Origin of the sequence: Rossellomorea pakistanensis (genome assembly GCF_016908495.1) — a bacterium.
Lineage (GTDB): Bacteria > Bacillota > Bacilli > Bacillales > Bacillaceae_B > Rossellomorea > Rossellomorea pakistanensis.
The window spans coordinates 931,653-949,060 of record NZ_JAFBDZ010000001.1 but is presented as its reverse complement, the minus strand read 5'-3'; the positions used below and the strand labels follow the sequence as shown (position 1 = coordinate 949,060).

24 protein-coding genes and 1 other annotated feature are annotated in these 17,408 nt (G+C 37.0%); of the genes, 16 read left to right on the top strand and 8 right to left on the bottom strand.

All coding sequences use genetic code 11. The features are described 5' to 3' along the window. The first annotated feature begins 484 nt into the window (after positions 1-484). Positions 485-733, top strand: a binding site (T-box leader). Positions 734-776: 43 nt separating this feature from the next. The 12 genes from JOC86_RS04790 (at position 777) to JOC86_RS04740 (ending at position 9,675) form a co-directional block, all read left to right on the top strand. Further along, positions 777-1,775 carry a tryptophan--tRNA ligase gene (locus tag JOC86_RS04790; RefSeq protein WP_205168613.1) on the top strand — a complete coding sequence of 333 codons (999 nt, stop codon included), beginning with the start codon at positions 777-779 and terminating at the stop codon, positions 1,773-1,775. Between the two features lie 59 nt (positions 1,776-1,834). Beyond that, the gene (locus JOC86_RS04785; RefSeq protein WP_205168612.1) at positions 1,835-2,245 is read left to right on the top strand and encodes an NUDIX hydrolase; all 411 of its coding nucleotides are present in this window, start codon (positions 1,835-1,837) and stop codon (positions 2,243-2,245) included. Between the two features lie 199 nt (positions 2,246-2,444). Continuing rightward, entirely contained in the window at positions 2,445-2,999 is a 555-nt protein-coding gene (locus JOC86_RS04780) for a sigma-70 family RNA polymerase sigma factor (RefSeq protein WP_205168611.1), read from the top strand. Beyond that, positions 2,983-3,396, top strand: a complete 414-nt coding sequence (locus tag JOC86_RS04775; protein ID WP_205168610.1) for a PadR family transcriptional regulator — start codon at positions 2,983-2,985, stop codon at positions 3,394-3,396. Before JOC86_RS04780 ends, JOC86_RS04775 begins: the two co-directional genes overlap by 17 nt. Continuing rightward, positions 3,396-4,664 (top strand): FtsW/RodA/SpoVE family cell cycle protein, encoded by a 1,269-nt coding sequence (locus tag JOC86_RS04770; protein WP_205168609.1) that lies wholly within the window; start codon positions 3,396-3,398, stop codon positions 4,662-4,664. Before JOC86_RS04775 ends, JOC86_RS04770 begins: the two co-directional genes overlap by 1 nt. A 285-nt stretch (positions 4,665-4,949) precedes the next feature. Further along, a complete protein-coding gene (locus JOC86_RS04765) occupies positions 4,950-5,468 on the top strand; it encodes a YfiT family bacillithiol transferase (RefSeq protein ID WP_205168608.1) in 519 nt (172 codons plus the stop codon). Positions 5,469-5,748: 280 nt separating this feature from the next. After that, positions 5,749-6,909, top strand: a complete 1,161-nt coding sequence (locus tag JOC86_RS04760; RefSeq protein ID WP_205168607.1) for an FtsW/RodA/SpoVE family cell cycle protein — start codon at positions 5,749-5,751, stop codon at positions 6,907-6,909. 124 nt (positions 6,910-7,033) lie between these two features. Further along, on the top strand, positions 7,034-7,705 hold the full coding sequence (locus JOC86_RS04755) for an O-methyltransferase (protein WP_205168606.1): 672 nt from the start codon (positions 7,034-7,036) through the stop codon (positions 7,703-7,705). 186 nt (positions 7,706-7,891) lie between these two features. Continuing rightward, positions 7,892-8,017, top strand: a complete 126-nt coding sequence (locus JOC86_RS24940) for a hypothetical protein (protein WP_275583367.1) — start codon at positions 7,892-7,894, stop codon at positions 8,015-8,017. A gap of 297 nt (positions 8,018-8,314) precedes the next feature. After that, the gene (locus JOC86_RS04750; protein ID WP_338021710.1) at positions 8,315-8,710 is read left to right on the top strand and encodes a DUF2975 domain-containing protein; all 396 of its coding nucleotides are present in this window, start codon (positions 8,315-8,317) and stop codon (positions 8,708-8,710) included. 9 nt (positions 8,711-8,719) lie between these two features. After that, the gene (locus JOC86_RS04745) at positions 8,720-8,884 is read left to right on the top strand and encodes a helix-turn-helix domain-containing protein (protein WP_205168605.1); all 165 of its coding nucleotides are present in this window, start codon (positions 8,720-8,722) and stop codon (positions 8,882-8,884) included. Positions 8,885-8,997: 113 nt separating this feature from the next. Beyond that, positions 8,998-9,675 carry an HAD family hydrolase gene (locus JOC86_RS04740; RefSeq protein WP_205168604.1) on the top strand — a complete coding sequence of 226 codons (678 nt, stop codon included), beginning with the start codon at positions 8,998-9,000 and terminating at the stop codon, positions 9,673-9,675. A 277-nt stretch (positions 9,676-9,952) separates the two neighbouring features. Here the strand turns inward: JOC86_RS04740 and JOC86_RS04735 are convergent, their stop codons facing one another. Both JOC86_RS04735 and JOC86_RS04730 read right to left on the bottom strand, forming a co-directional pair. Then, the gene (locus JOC86_RS04735; RefSeq protein WP_205168603.1) at positions 9,953-10,147 is read right to left on the bottom strand and encodes a YqzH family protein; all 195 of its coding nucleotides are present in this window, start codon (positions 10,145-10,147) and stop codon (positions 9,953-9,955) included. A 47-nt stretch (positions 10,148-10,194) separates the two neighbouring features. Then, the gene (locus tag JOC86_RS04730; protein WP_205168602.1) at positions 10,195-10,374 is read right to left on the bottom strand and encodes a hypothetical protein; all 180 of its coding nucleotides are present in this window, start codon (positions 10,372-10,374) and stop codon (positions 10,195-10,197) included. Positions 10,375-10,517: 143 nt separating this feature from the next. Here JOC86_RS04730 and JOC86_RS04725 point away from each other — a divergent pair, with 143 nt between their 5' ends. Both JOC86_RS04725 and JOC86_RS04720 read left to right on the top strand, forming a co-directional pair. Further along, the gene (locus JOC86_RS04725) at positions 10,518-11,777 is read left to right on the top strand and encodes a Y-family DNA polymerase (RefSeq protein ID WP_205170086.1); all 1,260 of its coding nucleotides are present in this window, start codon (positions 10,518-10,520) and stop codon (positions 11,775-11,777) included. Positions 11,778-11,794: 17 nt separating this feature from the next. Beyond that, positions 11,795-12,124 (top strand): YolD-like family protein, encoded by a 330-nt coding sequence (locus tag JOC86_RS04720; protein ID WP_205168601.1) that lies wholly within the window; start codon positions 11,795-11,797, stop codon positions 12,122-12,124. Positions 12,125-12,193: 69 nt separating this feature from the next. Here the strand turns inward: JOC86_RS04720 and JOC86_RS04715 are convergent, their stop codons facing one another. Further along, complete coding sequence (locus JOC86_RS04715) at positions 12,194-12,409, bottom strand: CDGSH iron-sulfur domain-containing protein (protein ID WP_205168600.1); 216 nt, start codon at positions 12,407-12,409, stop codon at positions 12,194-12,196. A gap of 141 nt (positions 12,410-12,550) precedes the next feature. On the opposite strand from JOC86_RS04715, the gene JOC86_RS04710 reads away from it, so the two are divergent. After that, entirely contained in the window at positions 12,551-12,883 is a 333-nt protein-coding gene (locus tag JOC86_RS04710) for an iron-sulfur cluster biosynthesis family protein (protein ID WP_205168599.1), read from the top strand. A gap of 61 nt (positions 12,884-12,944) precedes the next feature. On the opposite strand, the gene JOC86_RS24935 is transcribed toward JOC86_RS04710, so the two are convergent. From JOC86_RS24935 to JOC86_RS04690, 5 genes are all read right to left on the bottom strand, one after another. Then, entirely contained in the window at positions 12,945-13,226 is a 282-nt protein-coding gene (locus JOC86_RS24935; protein ID WP_205168598.1) for an aminoglycoside phosphotransferase family protein, read from the bottom strand. Then, positions 13,198-13,539 carry an aminoglycoside phosphotransferase family protein gene (locus JOC86_RS24930; RefSeq protein ID WP_205168597.1) on the bottom strand — a complete coding sequence of 114 codons (342 nt, stop codon included), beginning with the start codon at positions 13,537-13,539 and terminating at the stop codon, positions 13,198-13,200. Before JOC86_RS24930 ends, JOC86_RS24935 begins: the two co-directional genes overlap by 29 nt. Before the next feature lie 299 nt (positions 13,540-13,838). Beyond that, complete coding sequence (locus JOC86_RS04695) at positions 13,839-14,762, bottom strand: alpha/beta hydrolase (protein ID WP_205168596.1); 924 nt, start codon at positions 14,760-14,762, stop codon at positions 13,839-13,841. 222 nt (positions 14,763-14,984) lie between these two features. Beyond that, positions 14,985-15,116 (bottom strand): hypothetical protein, encoded by a 132-nt coding sequence (locus JOC86_RS24925; RefSeq protein WP_275583366.1) that lies wholly within the window; start codon positions 15,114-15,116, stop codon positions 14,985-14,987. Between the two features lie 64 nt (positions 15,117-15,180). Beyond that, on the bottom strand, positions 15,181-16,071 hold the full coding sequence (locus JOC86_RS04690) for a hydroxymethylglutaryl-CoA lyase (protein WP_205168595.1): 891 nt from the start codon (positions 16,069-16,071) through the stop codon (positions 15,181-15,183). 139 nt (positions 16,072-16,210) lie between these two features. Here JOC86_RS04690 and JOC86_RS04685 point away from each other — a divergent pair, with 139 nt between their 5' ends. Continuing rightward, entirely contained in the window at positions 16,211-17,398 is a 1,188-nt protein-coding gene (locus tag JOC86_RS04685; protein WP_205168594.1) for an acetyl-CoA C-acetyltransferase, read from the top strand. The last annotated feature ends 10 nt before the right edge of the window (positions 17,399-17,408 follow it).

Below are 17,408 nucleotides of genomic sequence, written 5' to 3'. Positions count from 1 at the left end.
AGATAAATGCTTCTAGTCCAGAATCACGTTCTTCAAGGTTGGTTTCGATTTGTTTTAGCATAGCCGTAATGTCATCTGGATAATCAGTCTCCATCCTTGATAGTGTATCCTGAATGTGATCTAACTTCTCATTCGTTTCACTTTTAAAGTGGTAAATTCTTCTAGTCTGTTTAAGATTAAGTCAATTTTATTCTCCAACTTTTTAATAAAATGGATTGCTTTAACTATTATAACACGAATGACTTCCTGGATTTGTCAATCTTATTATCATTTCATCAAGTTTTTATCTATGAGGATGGATAGCCCTATTATCCTCAAAATTTAGGACAATGAGAAAGTAAATGTTTAGAACTTCAAATGAATCTAATAAGCTATATAATAAATTACTTTAATAGGTATAATTCATTTTAATGGGTAAATTTAGGCAAAATGCATATTGACCTCAATCGCATCCTATACTAAGATTTAAGTAATATTCTGAATAATGACTGCGATGAAGAAGAAGAGTAGGCTTTAGGAACGCTATAGAGAGCTGATGGTTGGTGAAAATCAGTGCGGGATAAAGCTGAATGGGCTTCTGAGCTTCTTGACTGAAATGATCAGTAGGTTAAGCGGATCGTCTTACCGTTAATTTGAGACAGCATATCGAAACATCGTTGTCGTTTCCGTATGATTAAGAGCGTTTACATCTGTAAACGAATGAAGGTGGCACCACGGGTTACTCGTCCTTTTTTAGGATGGGTAACCCTTTTTTTATTATAATAGGAGGGCTTACAATGAAAAGTACGATTTTAACCGGAATCAAACCAACTGGGCAAGTTCATTTAGGAAATTATATTGGAGCCATCAAGCCTGCATTAGAATTAGCTAAAATGCAGACTCATCAACATGCTTATTTTGTAGCGGATTACCATAGCTTAACGAAAATTCATCATGCTGAAGAACTTCGGCATTTATCCTATGGAATCGCAGCCACATGGTTAGCCTTAGGACTTGACCCGGAGAAGGTTATTTTTTATAGACAATCGGATGTTCCAGAGGTATTTGAACTAAACTGGATTTTAGCTTGCTTTGCATCGAAAGGGTTAATGAACCGTGCCCATGCGTATAAAGCAATAGTCGATCAAAATAGACAGTTAGATAAAGATATCGATTCTGGTGTAAACATGGGGATTTTCACTTATCCAATTCTTATGGCAGCGGATATCCTCATGTTTCAAACAGATATTGTCCCTGTTGGCAAAGACCAAGTACAGCATGTCGAAATTGCAAGGGATATTGCTGATAGCTTCAATCGGACCTACGGGGACACCTTCAAGCTTCCCGAATATAAAATTCAAGAGGAAACAGCAGTCCTACCTGGGTTAGATGGAAGAAAAATGAGCAAAAGCTACAATAATACGATTCCTCTTTTTGTAGAACCAAAGAAATTACAAAAGCTTATCAATAAAATCAAAACGGATTCAACCCCACCGGAAGAACCAAAGGATCCAAATCAATCGGTCCTTTTCTCTATTTATAAAGAATTTGCTACACCACTTGAGATAGAAAAAATGAGAGAGCAATATGTGAGTGGAATCAGCTGGGGAGAGGCAAAAAAACAATTATTTCAAGTGATGAATCGTTTTCTAGAAGAGCCTCGTGAAAAATACAATGAACTAATGGCATCTCCTGAAAAACTCGATGAAATATTAAAAAGGGGAGTGGAAAAAGCAAGAGCAGTCAGTAAGCCATTTTTAAAAGAAATTAAATGTAAATTGGGGATGAATGTGTAGTTAGTTGCCATATCGTTTTTTTATTTCAAAAATTAATATTAATTTCTGGAGTGTTTAAATTGAAAAAATGGTTTGGTTCAGCGGGAATCTGTCTTAATGAAAAGGATGAATTACTTATGGTTTTACAGGGGAGATCAGATGAGTTGAAAAAATGGTCTGTTCCTACTGGGGGACTTGAAGAGAATGAAACTTTTAGTGAATGCTGTATCAGGGAAATGGAAGAGGAAACTGGATATATTGTCGAATTGATCGAAGAAATCCATGTGAAAAAAGGTATTTATGAAGAACGTAATCTATCATTTGAGGTTCATTATTTTCTCGTTAACGTTATAGGAGGGCAGCCTCAAATTCAAGATCCTGATCATCTTATTTATGATATTGATTGGAAATCAAAAAATGAAATTAATGACTTGGAATTGACTTATCCAGAGGATCGAAAGCTTTTAATGGATTATATTCAAGGTCTATAAGAGCTAATAACTTTTCCCAGATTGTTTTTACCGGGGCGCTTTCTATAAAAGATTGCGCTTTTTCTAGTTTTGGAGTCGCTGCTCAAAAAAGTATTTTAGTATATTCTCTAAGGGTTTTTTGAAAAAATTTCTGTTATTTTTATTTTATGTTGAAAACTTCTAAAAGGGGTGTCTCGTCTAATTAGTAGGAGGGGAAGATGTGGAAGAGATTATTAATGAATCGTTTGAAGTAGAGGATAATGAAATATTGATCGATGAGATGATGAGAAATTATGGTCAGGAAGTCTTACAGCTTGTTTATTCCTATGTCAAAAATCAAGGGATTGCTGAAGATTTGACTCAAGATATTTTTGTTAAATGTTACAAGAGTCTACATACTTTTAAAAAGAATTCGAAATTAAAAACATGGTTATGGAGAATCGCCATCAATCATTGTAAGGACTATCTAAAGAGCTGGTATAACAATAAAGTCATTGTTTCTGAATCAGATTTAACCTACACATTGAATAAGGATAAAAGTATTGAGGATACCGTTATTCAAAAGGAAGAGGATGAGCAGCTAACCTCTGCTGTCATGAATCTGCCAGTGGATTATAGAGAAGTCATCTACCTTTTTTACTTTGAGGAGATGTCCATCAAAGAGATCGCTAATGTTACAGAAGAGAATTCAAATACAGTAAAAACTCGACTAAGACGTGCCAAAACGATTTTACAAGAACAATTAGGAGTTGAGACTAATGGAAGACCGTCTTAAGAACCTTCAAAGGTCTATGAAAAATACAACATTCAGGCAGTTGGATTTTACAAAGCGACATATGGATGATATTCATAAAAAGATCCAGAAACAAAAGGAGAAGGAAGAAGATATTCTACTTGCGGTAATGCAGCTGCTAGTGCAAGAAAAAACGGGATATGAATTAGCAAAACAATTGAGAAGTAGAGGAATACAAAAATTTGAAGACAATGAAGGGTTTTTATATACCTTGTTGCACCGATTAGAGCACAAAGGCTATTTGCTGTCATCCTGGGATGATTTAGAAATGAAACAGTATCAGTTAACAAAGAAGGGCAACAAGCTTCTAAAAAAGGTGGAAGGAAGCAGTTTAAAGAAGCATGTGGTGTTAGGAACATTATTAGAGGTGAGACTATAGTGGATCAAAACCGTTTTTTAGATGAGGTTAAGAGCCAAATCAAATCAGTAGAAGCAAAAAAATTGATCACTCGGGAGCTTGATTACCATATAAGAACTGAAAAGAAGAGGTGGGTGGAGAAAGGAATTCCTGAAGCGGAGGCGGAGGAAAAGGCTGTTAAACAAATGGGGAGTCCTCTCAAGCTTGGTCAACATTTTAACAAAATACATCGACCTCAAATCGATTGGTGGTTAACGATATTATTAGTAATCACCCTTGGTTTCGGTTTTTTGCCCATGTTCTCAAGTAACCTAGATACAGGTCACTTTGCCTTATATAAAGTCATAATTACCTTGATTGGTATTAGTATAACTCTGTGGCTGATGCTTTTTGATTACACGAAGTTAAAGAAATACAAATGGTTGCTTTATAATTTTGGGTTGTTCATTTTGTTTATGCTCTTATTTGGGCCAACCGATTTTACTAATGGCTTGCCTACTATTCGTGTTGGACCTTTAACTATCGAAGGCACGATGGCTTTGCCCTTCTTCTATATAAGCTGGGCAGCTTTTTTTAGAAGTGAAAAGGCAAGTTTTTGGAAGTTGGGGATATTGTTTGTCGTTCCATTGTATCTATTTCTATTAATTCCTTCGCTATCTACTACTTTTATCTACATCATGATGGTTTTTATCATGATTTGGTGGAGTACGTTACATCGAATGAAAACAATTATAATTGTTCTGCTTACTACTCTCCCTATAAGCATTTATCTCTTTTTAGGCTGGATATACGCTAGAGAATACCAAAAAGAAAGGCTATTGGCCTTTTTAAATCCAGAAGAATATGCGTATACAGGAGGATACCTTTATTTGCGAATCGAAGAACTTTTATCAGGAGCTGGATGGTTCGGTCACTTTACTAACAAGGAGTTTATTCCGTCAGCACACACTGATTTCGTTTTTGTAAGCTTTACTTATCAGTATGGGTGGCTGTTTGCAATTGTACTTGTGGCCATTTTATCCATGCTTATGTTTCGAATGCTTTTGGTTATACGTAAAGTAAAGGATCCCTTCGGAAAGATGCTGGTGTTAGGAGGCATTACTTTATTTACTGTTCAATTTGTATATAATATTGGAATGATTTTAGGATTTTTACCACTGACTGATATTTCTTTACCATTTATTAGTTATGGACTGATGCCGACACTATTAAACTCGATTATTATAGGTACTGTACTTAGTGTGTACAGACGTAAAGATTTAATCATAACTACTAAATTGCAGTGCTAGCTATATAAACAATAAATTATACTTTTTTTTACTTTTCAATTTGGGAAACTTATATAGCTTACAGAGAGAAAGAGAACGGAGATTAAAATTGGAAACAAATAACAGCATCTAAAGTGGAAATGCCGGCATTTAAAGGTCGAATGAAGCCGTGAAAATCCAAAAAAGGGAAAATGACGTCCTCAAAGAAGCCGAATGAGGACATGAAAATCCAAAAATGACATCCTCAATGAGAGGGTTTATAGTGGATAAAAACGTATATAGAATGTAAAGGAAGGAGCTGTTCAAATGGATTTACGTTATCCTATTGGAAAGTTTGAGTATGAAGGGGAGCCTACTCCAGAAGTTTTAAAGAGGTGGATAAAAGAGATTGAAGATACTCCGTTTCAATTAAGAGAAGCTGTGAAGGGATTGAGTGATAAGCAGCTGGATACAGCTTATCGCCCTGAAGGATGGACGGTCCGTCAAGTGGTTCATCATATTGCTGACAGCCATTTGAATAGCTACACACGTTTTAAGTTAGCTTTAACTGAAACCAATCCCACCATTAAATTGTATGAGGAAGGGAAATGGGCTGACCTTCCTGATTCGCAGTTACCAGTAGACATTTCGTTAAAGCTAATAGAGGCTTTACATGGTAGATGGGTTTGTCTGTTACGTTCCTTAAAACCAGATGAACTAGGGAAGACTTTCCAACATCCAGAATCAGGTAAGATTAAGCTTAGTAGCAATATCGGGATTTATGCGTGGCACGGAAGACATCATATAGCCCATATTACTTCTCTTCGTGAGCGGTTAGGTTGGTAAATAATTTAGAACTATCTTAACGTATCTCCTAAGCAACCTATTTATATAAGTAGTAGAATACTGAGGACGTCATTCTGATAAGAAGGCGTCTTTTTGTATTAGGTACTCGTTGATTTGCCTTCTTTCTGAATTCTAGTTTCGCTCCTTACAGCAATTCGTAACATTTTTTGTTGGAATTTGGAAAAAATTGAAACCTAATTGACTTCTCAATCGTCTAACTCCTAGAGTTTGAAAAATAGATTTTAGGATTTGCGGGTTTCTCGTTAGAAAGAGAGGATATATGGAAATACACAAATACAAAAAGTTAGATCTCGATATCATTGTTTTGCTGATGTTCTTTATGATTATAAGCTGCCTTTCCATTTATAGTGCTGAAAAATTTCTTCCCTATGAAAAAAATTTCGCCATGAATCAAGCCGTTTTCTTTATTATTGGCTTTATTGTGACCGCCATTGTCTATTTATTTGACTTTGAACAAATAAAAAAACTATCCATGTATTTGTACTTTCTTGGGGTTATGACTTTGTTTATCCTGCGTATCTCTCCAGAAAGCATTGCTCCTACTATTAAAGGAATTAAGGCATGGTTCTCGATTCCTGGTATTGGAACACTTCAACCATCAGAATTTATGAAAGTGTTTCTGATTCTTTTTCTAGCAAAGATCATCCACGATCATAATGAGAAAATATTGAATCGAACCTTTAAAACCGATTTTATGTTGATTGCTAAGATGATGGGAGTAACGCTTGTCCCGTTATTCCTCATCTTAAAGCAACCTGATGCCGGAACTGGAATGGTCATTGTTTGTATTTTACTGGGAATGATATTCGTTTCGGGTGTTAACTGGAAAATAATTACCGCCATATTATCAGTAGGGCTTTGCATGCTATTAACGCTTGTTTATATTTTTGTAAATAAGTCCCAAATTTTATTGCTGTTCTTAGATCAATATCAATTGGACCGAATCTATTCCTGGCTTGACCCATTCGGTTATAGTCAAGGAATCGGCTATCAGCTACGGATGTCGATCCTTGCTTCTGGATCGGGGATGATATATGGAAAGGGGTATGGGGAAGCGAAAGTCGCTGTTCCAGAGGCCCATTCTGATTTTATTTTTTCCGTCATTACTGAGGAGTTCGGCTTTGTAGGGGCCTGTTTTGTCCTTTGTCTTTATTTCCTCTTAATCTATAAAATTATTGTAGTAGCATTAAAGAATAAGGGAGAATACGAAAACTTGATGGCGGCTGGTATTGTCTCCATGCTGCTTTTCCATGTATTTGAAAATGTTGGAATGGTCATTGGTGCTGTTCCCATCACAGGAATCCCGCTTCCTCTTATTAGTTACGGAGGAAGTTCTGTATTAGGAAATTTGTTGGCTCTGAGTTTAGTCAATAACATCTCAGCGACTACCAATCAGTATATGTTTGCGAATAATGATTAGAAATGATCGTATTAGTTTATTGAATGGGATTTACATTTAATAATAAATCTTCTTTAAACCCGCGGCTTTAAATGAGAATTAATTGGAAAAATATGATAGTATTGCGGTGAGAGGAGAGAATTCTATGAATATATCTGAAAAGTGGAATGATGTAGATCTTTATTTTACCAATAAACTTCAAGGGTCCGATTCTATAATGGATTCCGTTTTGAATGCAAATGTTGAAGCCGGTTTACCGGCTATTGATGTCTCCCCAAACCAGGGGAAGTTTCTACATTTACTTGCCAAACTTCACGGAGCAAAAAATATTTTAGAAATTGGAACTTTAGGCGGTTATAGTAGTATTTGGCTTGCACGTGCATTGCCAGAAGACGGACATTTGATCACACTTGAATATAGTGAAAAACATGCAAGAGTCGCTAATGAAAATATTAGAAGGGCAGGGGTAGAGAGCAAAATTGACATCATGATCGGACCCGCACTTGAAACACTTCCGACACTAAAAGGCAAAGGCTTTTCTCAATTTGATTTCATTTTCATTGATGCGGATAAACCTAACAATCCTCATTATTTAAAATGGGCATTAGAGCTTTCTAGACCAGGAACCGTTATCATTGGTGACAATGTCGTACGTAATGGACATGTTGTAGATGGGGATAGTAAAGACTTAAATGTTCAGGGAGTTCGCCAATTTATAGATTTATTGTCAGAAGAATCACGTATCGATTCGACTGCTATTCAAACTGTCGGTGCAAAAGGATATGATGGGTTTGTTCTTGGGGTTGTGAAAGAGTAGAAGGATGTCTTCTAAATTAGGGCATCAAAGTATAATCATTTATGGTGAATTTGATATAGAAATCTTAAATAGAGGGATCATATTGAATTATTACTTAATGAAATTTAGTATGGGAATCGATAATTGAAATCAAAATACAGATTTTACTTACTCCCGTATGTGGGTTTTTTGTTTGTTATTATTAGATTGGAGGATACATTTTCCTTTATTCATTTTATTTTGCTTGCCGCTTGTTTTACCGTTTTTGTCTGGATGTTTGAAGTATTAATCCCGTCTAAAGATGAAAAAGAAGCGAAACAGGAAAAGGAATAAAAACCATACGGGGATCATCTTTTTACGTAGGTCGTTTTTTAATTCTAGAGCCCGAAATGTTTAAATATATTAATAGATCATTCATAAGCCCTTATTAAAGGATGTTAATTTAAATGAATTAAAATTAATAAATTCGATTTTATTATGAACGATCATGTAAAATGGTAATAATTTATTGTAAGTCGATAAATGCTATTATGATTGAGAAAAGGATAAAAAATGAGGTGCTTTATGAAACGAGGAACAATCCCCTTTTTAAAGGTGGCTATTTTTATTAGATTATAACGTTTAGCTTGTGTGTTTTCTGGCTCCCTTGGATTGCAAGATACAGCAGAGATGTATCCAGAATATGCTTATTTAAGATTTCCAGTTCTTATAGGTACAGCGATCCCATTTTTCCTTGCACTATATCAGGCATTAAAGCTTCTAAGTTATATTGAAAGGAATCATGCTTTTTCAGAGCTAGCTGTAAATTCTTTAAAGCATATAAAGTATTGTGCAATGACCATCATTGCCTTGTATATTTTCGGAATGTTGTTACTTGTCTCTCAAAACGCTTTGCATCCTAGTATAGGAATGATCGGATTAACGATTATTTTTACAGCATTTGTTATGTTACTCTTTGCAACTGTTCTTCAAGAACCGTTAAGAAATGAACTTGAAATAAAATCAGAAAATGATTTAACCGTCTGAGATGGTCACATGGTCATTATAATAAATATTGATGTGATGCTTGCCAAAAGAAAAATGAGCGTAACAGAACTTTCAGAAAGAGTTGGCATAACGATGGCGAATCTTTCAATATTAAAAAATGGAAAGAGAAAAGCTGTCAGATTATCAACTTTAGAGGCGATATGTAAGGCTTAGGGCTTTCAACCTGTGGATCTTTTAGAATATCGAAGTGACTTGGACAACCAAGATTAAAACGAATTTAGTCTTTGTTTGATTAGTCAGCAATGTTTAAATAGGGAGAGAAACCAATGTCATTATCACTAATCTTTGATATGGATGGAACACTTTTTCAAACAGATAAAATTTTAGAATTATCACTAGAGGCTACTTTTGATCGTTTGAGGTCACTAAATCAATGGGATACAGAAACCCCTATTGGTAAATACCGTGAGATTATGGGGGTACCTTTATCTAAAGTATGGGAAACATTATTACCTAGTCATTCAATCGAGGTTCGAGAACAAGTAAATGATTTTTTTCACGAGAGATTAATTGAAAATATTTTAAAAGGTCAGGGGGCATTGTACCCAAATGTTGAGGCAGTATTTAGCTATTTAAAAGTTCGTAATTATACCATATACATAGCAAGTAATGGTTTGACCGAATACTTAAAGGCTATTGTAAAGTATTATCACTTGGATCAATGGGTTACCGAATCCTTTAGCATTCAACAAATCCAATCGCTGGATAAAGCAGAGCTAGTTAAGATGATTATAGAAAAATATACGATTGAAAAAGCAGCCGTAATCGGAGACCGCCTATCTGATATTAGGGCAGCAAAAGAAAATGGTTTAGTTGCAATAGGATGTAATTTTGATTTTGCTCAAGAAGATGAACTTTCTCAGGCTGATATAGTTGTTGATGATTTACTTGAATTAAAAACCATTTTACCTAAATTGAAACAAGAAAATAACGCTCTAGTTTAATTATCTTAAACGTTGTAATATCCAATAGGTAGTTTAATTAGACTAAATATTGGAAATGTTTGATCAATGTGCAGCCTAATTAAACAAAATGCTGGTTATGAAGAGTACTGAAGCCTCATAACCAGCAACGTTTCGGACACTAATAAAATAAACAGGAAGATGATATGAGGCTCCAATGCAAATGTTAAAATCCCCGCAACAAAAAGGGTGTATAGAATATTCGCTCCTAAGCTTTTTTTGCCAATATAGAAAAAACTTCCTGCTTTAAAACAGGAAGTTAACCCACTAAAAATTCATAAACGACATCTTCTACAAGCTCATAGATTTCAGCACTTTCATTTCGTTGGTATCGTTCCATAATTTCGCTATATAATTTTTCGTAATCTCTGTCATTCAAAGGAACGGATTCTACACTATGCTCATATTGGAGAAAGCATTTTTGAATCATTCTCTTCATCATTTGTTGTTCCATTTTGCCACCTCAAGATGATTATACATCATGAATTTCAGTGGCAATACCTACTCATTAAAATAATCCTCGAATTGATCCTTGTTTTTATTATGATAATAAGGATTTTCTTCTGTCGCATCCTTTGGGTCCAGGTTGGTCTTAATGACAAGGGACGGATCTTGGGGCATTTCCGCGATGATGCGATCATTTAGTTCATCAAAGTCTGGTGTCTTTTTTTCGCGATCCATTCATACACCTCCTTTATATCTAGGCTACCCAGTTTTATTGGAAATAATTTTTATTGAAAAAGAACGTATATTCGTATACAATTTGAATAATAATATAGGAACAAATGTTCGTTTTTTATTTTTAGGAGTGTGAAAAAGGTATGATGGTCGATTACAGTACGCTTCCACAACAAAAGATTTTGTGCATCGATATGAAGAGTTTTTATGCTAGCTGTTCGGCTGTGATGAATGGTTTAGATCCATTGAACTGTTACCTAGCAGTTGTCGGGGATAAGGAGCGGCGAGGAAGTATTGTTCTTGCAGCATCCCCAAAATTGAAAAAGGAATTTGGAATTAAGACGGGTTCAAGAATGTTTGAGATTCCGAATGATCCACGAATTGAATTAGCTGAACCAAAGATGGGGACATACATTCGAATCTCGACAGAAATAACGAGACTCTTTCATCGCTATGTTCCAAAGGAAGCCATTCATACGTATAGCGTGGATGAAAGCTTTTTGAAAATTGATGGAGCGACACATCTATGGGGGGATGCCCATACCATCGCTAGGAAAATTAAAGATGATATTGAACGTGAAATCCAGCTCCCTTGTGCCATTGGGATCGGTCCCAATCTACTAATGGCGAAGCTGTGTTTAGATTTAGAAGCAAAGAAGAAGGGAATTGCAGAATGGACCTATGAAGATGTGCCGAAAAAGCTGTGGAATCTTTCTCCATTGAGTGAAATGTGGGGGATCGGAAGGCAGCTGGAAAAAACATTAAATCGCATGGGGATTTTTAAGGTAGGTCAGCTGGCCAAATATGACTTAAAAAAATTAGAATCAAAATTTGGAGTTATGGGAAATCAGCTTTATTACCATGCGTGGGGAGTTGATTTATCAGAGATTGGAGCGCCTATTATGGAAGGGCAAATTAGCTTTGGGAAAAGTCAGATTCTTCTTCGTGATTATAAAGAAGAAAAGGAAATTAAAAGCGTGATAGTGGAAATGTGTGAAGAAGTGGCTCGGCGCACAAGGGCTCATCGCAAAGCAGGAAGAACGATTAGCTTAGGAATCGGCTACAGTCAAGAAGAGTTCGGCGGAGGATTTCACCGTTCGCGAACGATGGAAGAACCGACAAATATCACAATGGATTTGTACCGAGTATGCTTGGAGCTTTTTCATGAAAACTATAACGGAAAAACTGTACGTAAGATTTCCATTGCTCTTTCCAATATTCTAGAGGATGAAAGCATGCAGATCAGCTTATTTGAGCCGGATCGTTGGCAAAAAAGAGAGCTTGGTTATGTAGTAGACCGAATCCGCCATAAATATGGCTCAGGCTCATTGCTTCGAGCGGTCTCTTATACGGAGGCCGGTACCGCTAAGCATCGTGCCCGTTTAGTTGGAGGTCATAAAGCGTAGCGTAGGAGGGTTTACAAATGATTCGTGATCGAGGAAGAATAAAGTGGACATCTATGATGTTGCCTGAACATGTCAAAGTGCTAAGAGATTGGGCAAAAGAAGACACATACGAAAAACGAATAGAATTAGATGAGCAACAATTAGACGAATTCAATGAAATCCTAGCAGAGGCAATGGAGTACAGCAAAACGCTCACGATTACTCACTATGCCGACCACCGCCACCAGCTGCTTATCGGAAATATCCACTATTTTGATGAGCTTCAACAAAAGCTGCACATTGTGGACCGATTTGACCAGCCTCATCAACTTTACCTGAAAGATATAGTGGATGTTCGGTTTAGCTAAGAATCGTTAAGAAAGGCTAAGGTCGCCGCAGCTAGTGGTAACCTTAGCCCATTCTTCATCAAAGAAGCATTATTCTTCGTCGAGTACCTTTTCTGCTCTTACGCAAGACTCAAATTTCCCCTTATGAGAAGCGTCACAGAAAGGCATTTTTTTAGATAATCCACAGCGGCAAAGAGAGAAAACCTGCTTTGTAGGAAACACATTTCCATCGGCATCGATAAGCTCTACATCTCCCGTTACACGTAGTGAACCGTTGTCATTTACTTTAATTTGAACCTTAGACATGAAAAACCACCCTTTCAAACATTTGGATAAATTGAAAAAGATTCCCCAATTTGATAGTAAGGGCAAGAAGGAGAAAATGCAATACTCTCTTATTTGAGATGAAATATGATACAATAGGGCTTTAGAAAGGGTGAAGCAGCAATGAACATTGTCATTACGGAGAATGCCTCAAAGGTACTAACTGAAAAAATAAATGATCATAAAGGCCATCTAAAATTGAAATATGATACGGAAGGATGCGGTTGTGTCGTCAGTGGGGTTCCAATCCTTTGGTATGTCGAGAATCCAGATGAAGTAGATGATATTGAAATTGAAACCAATTTCCGTCCTATTTTAGTTGAAAAATCAAAAATGGTGTTTTTGGATGAAGAATTGAAAATAGATTACTCTTTAGACTCCAATACATTTAGACTGGTAAGTCCTGCACAGATTATAAATGGTCGCATGGGATTTAAGTTGTATCCAGAGGAATAGGAATAGACTTCTTAATTATAATTAAGGCTACACCTGATAATGAATGGTGAAGCCTTATCGGCTAATCAATCAGTCGATCAAAATTCCTCGGACACGCGAAAGAATTCTTCCAACAATCTAGATTATTTTCAAGACACCAAAGACTAGACAGGATGGAATGACAGTATCCCCACATCAGAATTCTTTCATAGTTCAGTTGAAGCTTCTCGGCAAAGCTCTTTGTACGGAATTCCAATTGTTTAACAGGATCTTTTGACGTTATTTTATTAAGGAGGAAGGGAATTAAGTCATACTCCCGTTCACCAACAACATCTTTAGGGTCGATACCCACCCATCCATCCATTTTCTTCAGAGTATAAAATATTTCCATGATGAAGATCACCATGGAGGACATAATCAGTCGAAACCGAAGCAAGCAACTCCGAAAACCATGTTCGAGCTTTATCGATTGCTCTAGTGGGCAGGTACATGGCTTTATCAGCCAATTCTTCTCTTAAATTATGTAAATAATCCGCTCGTTCTTTTACTGTTAAAAATCCATGGTTGACAGGTGCTGCTGTCCATAGAGAGGATAAAACTTCTCCTGTAACTCGAACGGTTTCTAAATCGTCCTCGATTGACTTTAAGGATGCTCCTGGTTGAAGGTGCTGAAGCAATAACCATCCTTCTTTTAGTGTTTTCTTCTAAAACTTTCACGAACCGTTCTCCTTGAAAGTAGCGAAGGGCATTTAATTCACTGGTAAGGTCACTAGTTGAATAGCCCATCTTCAAAACGGCAGATTTTCCATTATGATAATATACTGGTACAACAAAATTATAGCTAAGCATATAGGGAGAACCGAAGTAACATTCATGTTTTTGACTAAAATTATCTAAAAAACGAGGCAGTGATCGAAGCCAATTCTCTCCATTATTCCATACATCTGTCGCATCTGTTTTTCAAACGGCTCTGGAATCATTGAATCGACTCCTTTCGGAAAACAAAACGATCTAAAAAGCCATCAATCACTTCCTCATATTCTTCAGGGTTTTCATTATAAGATTGTGCATGCGCACCATTAATAGCCATAAACAATTCTTTTTCTCCCTGTTTTTGATCAAAAAGCTCCTTTGTCATGGAAGGGAGAATAAAGTCATCCTTTTCACTGTGAATAAAGAGAACAGGTTTTTTGATGTTTTTAATCACGGAAATCGGAGAAATATCCTTCAAGGTGAACCCTTGGCGAATTTTTAAAGAAGCATTGGCTAGAGGAAGAAGCCATTTAGCCGGCATCTTTATTTCGGCTTTCATACGATAGGCGAGCTGCTCTCCAAAGTCTGAGAACGGACAGTCAGCAACGTAGAAGTCGGCTCGATCTTCCAGTGAACCAGCATATAAAAGGAGTGTGGCTGCTCCCATTGATTCACCATGAATACCAAAGAATACATCCTCACCTTCCCTGCTGATTAATGTATCAACAACCGCTTTTAAATCATGCTTTTCAAAATGGCCATAGCTTGTAGTTTTTCCCCCTGATTCCCCGTGCCTACGATGATCATAGAGGACAGCATTGAAGCCTTTTTTTATAAATAAATTCATATACTTAATGGAATTGTTTTTATTCTCTGTAACACCGTGGCTGAAAATTACAAATTTATTATGTTGGTACGGTTTAATAAATACAGCTTTTATGTTGTATCCGAAGGGAGAAGGTACCCAAACTTCTTCTTTAGGAAGTACTGAATAATCATCGATGTTGAAGCGGTTCGCTTCTGTTTCACGCTTCAAAATCATCTCTTCATCTTTTTTGGGCATGTAAATCACTCGATTTGAAATGTAGACTCCTAGACCTGCTAAAAGAGCAGCGGCACCAGAGGCAATAGCGATTCTTTTCTTCATTCTTATCACTCCAAAAAAACAATCTCTTCTTATTTTAGCACTATTGGAAAAAATCGGTGAAATGTTGCATGAAATTTATAAAGAGAAATGCAGAATTTTATCGAGATAATAGGAAGGGGTAGATGAAAAAAACCCACAGAAAAAAACCAACCTACTAAGGAAAGAATCACATTTGGTTAATGCTATTCCTTCAATAGTAAGCTGGACTGTTTACAGGTAAAATCATTGCTCAGAATTTTGACGTTTCGTCGGATGTATTGCTTTTTCCAACTCTTCTGAAGCTATTGTATTTTTCACAGTATCAGCAACAGGCTTCCCTTTTTGACTGTTTCCTCTTTCTCTTTTTTGACTCATAACCATTCTCCTTCCATCCTGGATTATATCAATAGGATGGTTCATCAAGGAAAAGGTTATGCGTCTATTTTTGGTGTAAACGGTAATAGCCTGTTTCAATGGAACGGGATATGTGAGGGGTGACTTTGTCAATCGCTTCGATAAGGGTGTCTAAATCAATTCCCGTTTCTATACCCATTTCTTCTAGCATATAGACAACATCCTCTGTTGCAACATTACCAGAAGCCCCTGGTGCAAAAGGACATCCTCCTAATCCACCTGCAGATGTATCGAAGCGATCGACTCCTGCTTGTAATGAAGCATAAACATTAGCTAATGCCATTTTCCTTGTGTCATGAAAATGAGCGGTTAACATTACGTGGGGCAAATGATCTTTTAATAAAGAAAATAGTTGATAGGATTCTTTAGGAGTGGCCATGCCGATTGTATCTGCAACACTAAGCTCATTAACCCCCATATCAACGAAATTTTTGCATAGAGCTAATGTATCTTCAGGAGAAACTTTTCCTTCATATGGACAATAAAAAGAAGTTGAGATACACGCTCTAATAAATATATCCTTTTCCTTTAGCTCAGAAATAATCGGTTGTAATTCGGCCAAACTCTCGTCCGTTGTTTTATTAATATTTTTTTTATTAAAAGAATGGCTAACCCCGACAAAAACAGCGATAGAGTTACAGCCAGCTTCAAGCGCACGGTCAACCCCTTTACGATTTGGAGCTAATACGATGTCTAGTTCCCCGCCAAGACAACTTTCCACGATTTCTGATGCATCCTTCATTTGCGGAACCCACTTCGGTGATACAAATGAAGTTAACTCCATTTTTTTCATTCCAGCTCTTCTTAAAGTGTGAATAAATTCTTTTTTAGCTTCTGTTGGAACAAAGTTCTTCTCATTTTGAAGACCATCCCTTGGACCTACTTCAATAATCGTAGCTTTCTTAGGTAAATTCATTCATTTCCCTCCCCTTATTACTATTGTAGAAAAATTGCGAATCGAAAATCAACTCAAAGTTTTTTTGACAAAATTAGAGGAATTTAACCGCTTTCATAGAAACAGTAATATGGACGATTGTTTTTGAGGAGGAATAGGAATGACCAGAGAAGTAGTGATTGTAAGTGCCGTTCGAACGGCCATTGGAACGTTTAACGGAAGTTTAAAAGATATTTCAGCTCCAGAGCTTGGAGCAATTGTCATTAAAAATGCCCTCGAAAAAGCAGGGATTGGGACAGATCAGGTCGATGAAGTCATTATGGGAAATGTACTTCAAGCGGGGCTCGGGCAAAATCCCGCACGACAAGCCTCGATTAAAGCAGGATTGCCTGAGAACGTCCCTTCCATGACGATTAATAAAGTATGTGGATCAGGTCTAAAAACAGTTCATTTAGCTACACAAGCGATATTAGCTGGAGATGCAGATATTGTAGTGGCAGGCGGGATGGAAAACATGAGTCAGGCTCCATACCTGCTTAAAGGTGCACGTAATGGGTTTAAAATGGGGGATCAGAAAGTGGAAGATAGTATGATTTCCGATGGTCTATGGTGTGCCTTTAATGATTATCATATGGGGGTCACAGCAGAGAATCTTTGTGATCGCTACTCTATTTCTCGAGAAGAGCAAGATCAGTTTGCTGCATGGAGTCAACAAAAAGCGGTTGCAGCTATTGAAGCTGGGCGCTTCGAGGATGAAATTGTGTCTGTGGACATTCCACAGCGTAAGGGAGAGCCTGTTGTATTTAATGTAGATGAATTCCCGAGAAAAGGGTCAACAGCTGATAAGCTAGCAGGATTAAGACCAGCATTTAAAAAGGATGGCAGCGTAACTGCTGGAAATGCTTCAGGAATTAATGATGGGGCAGCAGCGGTGGTTGTGATGTCGAAAGAAAAAGCAGAAGAGCTTGGCATTACTCCTCTTGTAACGATTAAAGCGAATGCAAATGCAGGGGTGGATCCGAGTGTGATGGGAATAGGACCGGTTTCAGCTGTGAAGAAAGCTTTAGAAAAATCAAACATGTCACTTGGGGACATTCAACTTGTTGAAGCAAATGAAGCATTTGCGGCTCAATCGTTAGCTGTGGACCGTGAATTACAATTTAATAAAGATTTATTGAATGTAAATGGCGGCGCTATCGCACTAGGGCACCCTATTGGAGCAAGTGGTACACGAATTTTAGTATCTCTCATCCATGAAATGAAGCGTAGAGATGTTCAGCATGGATTAGCGACATTATGCATTGGCGGCGGTCAGGGAGTCGCAACGGTTGTAGAGCGGGTAAAATAATTCATTCGGG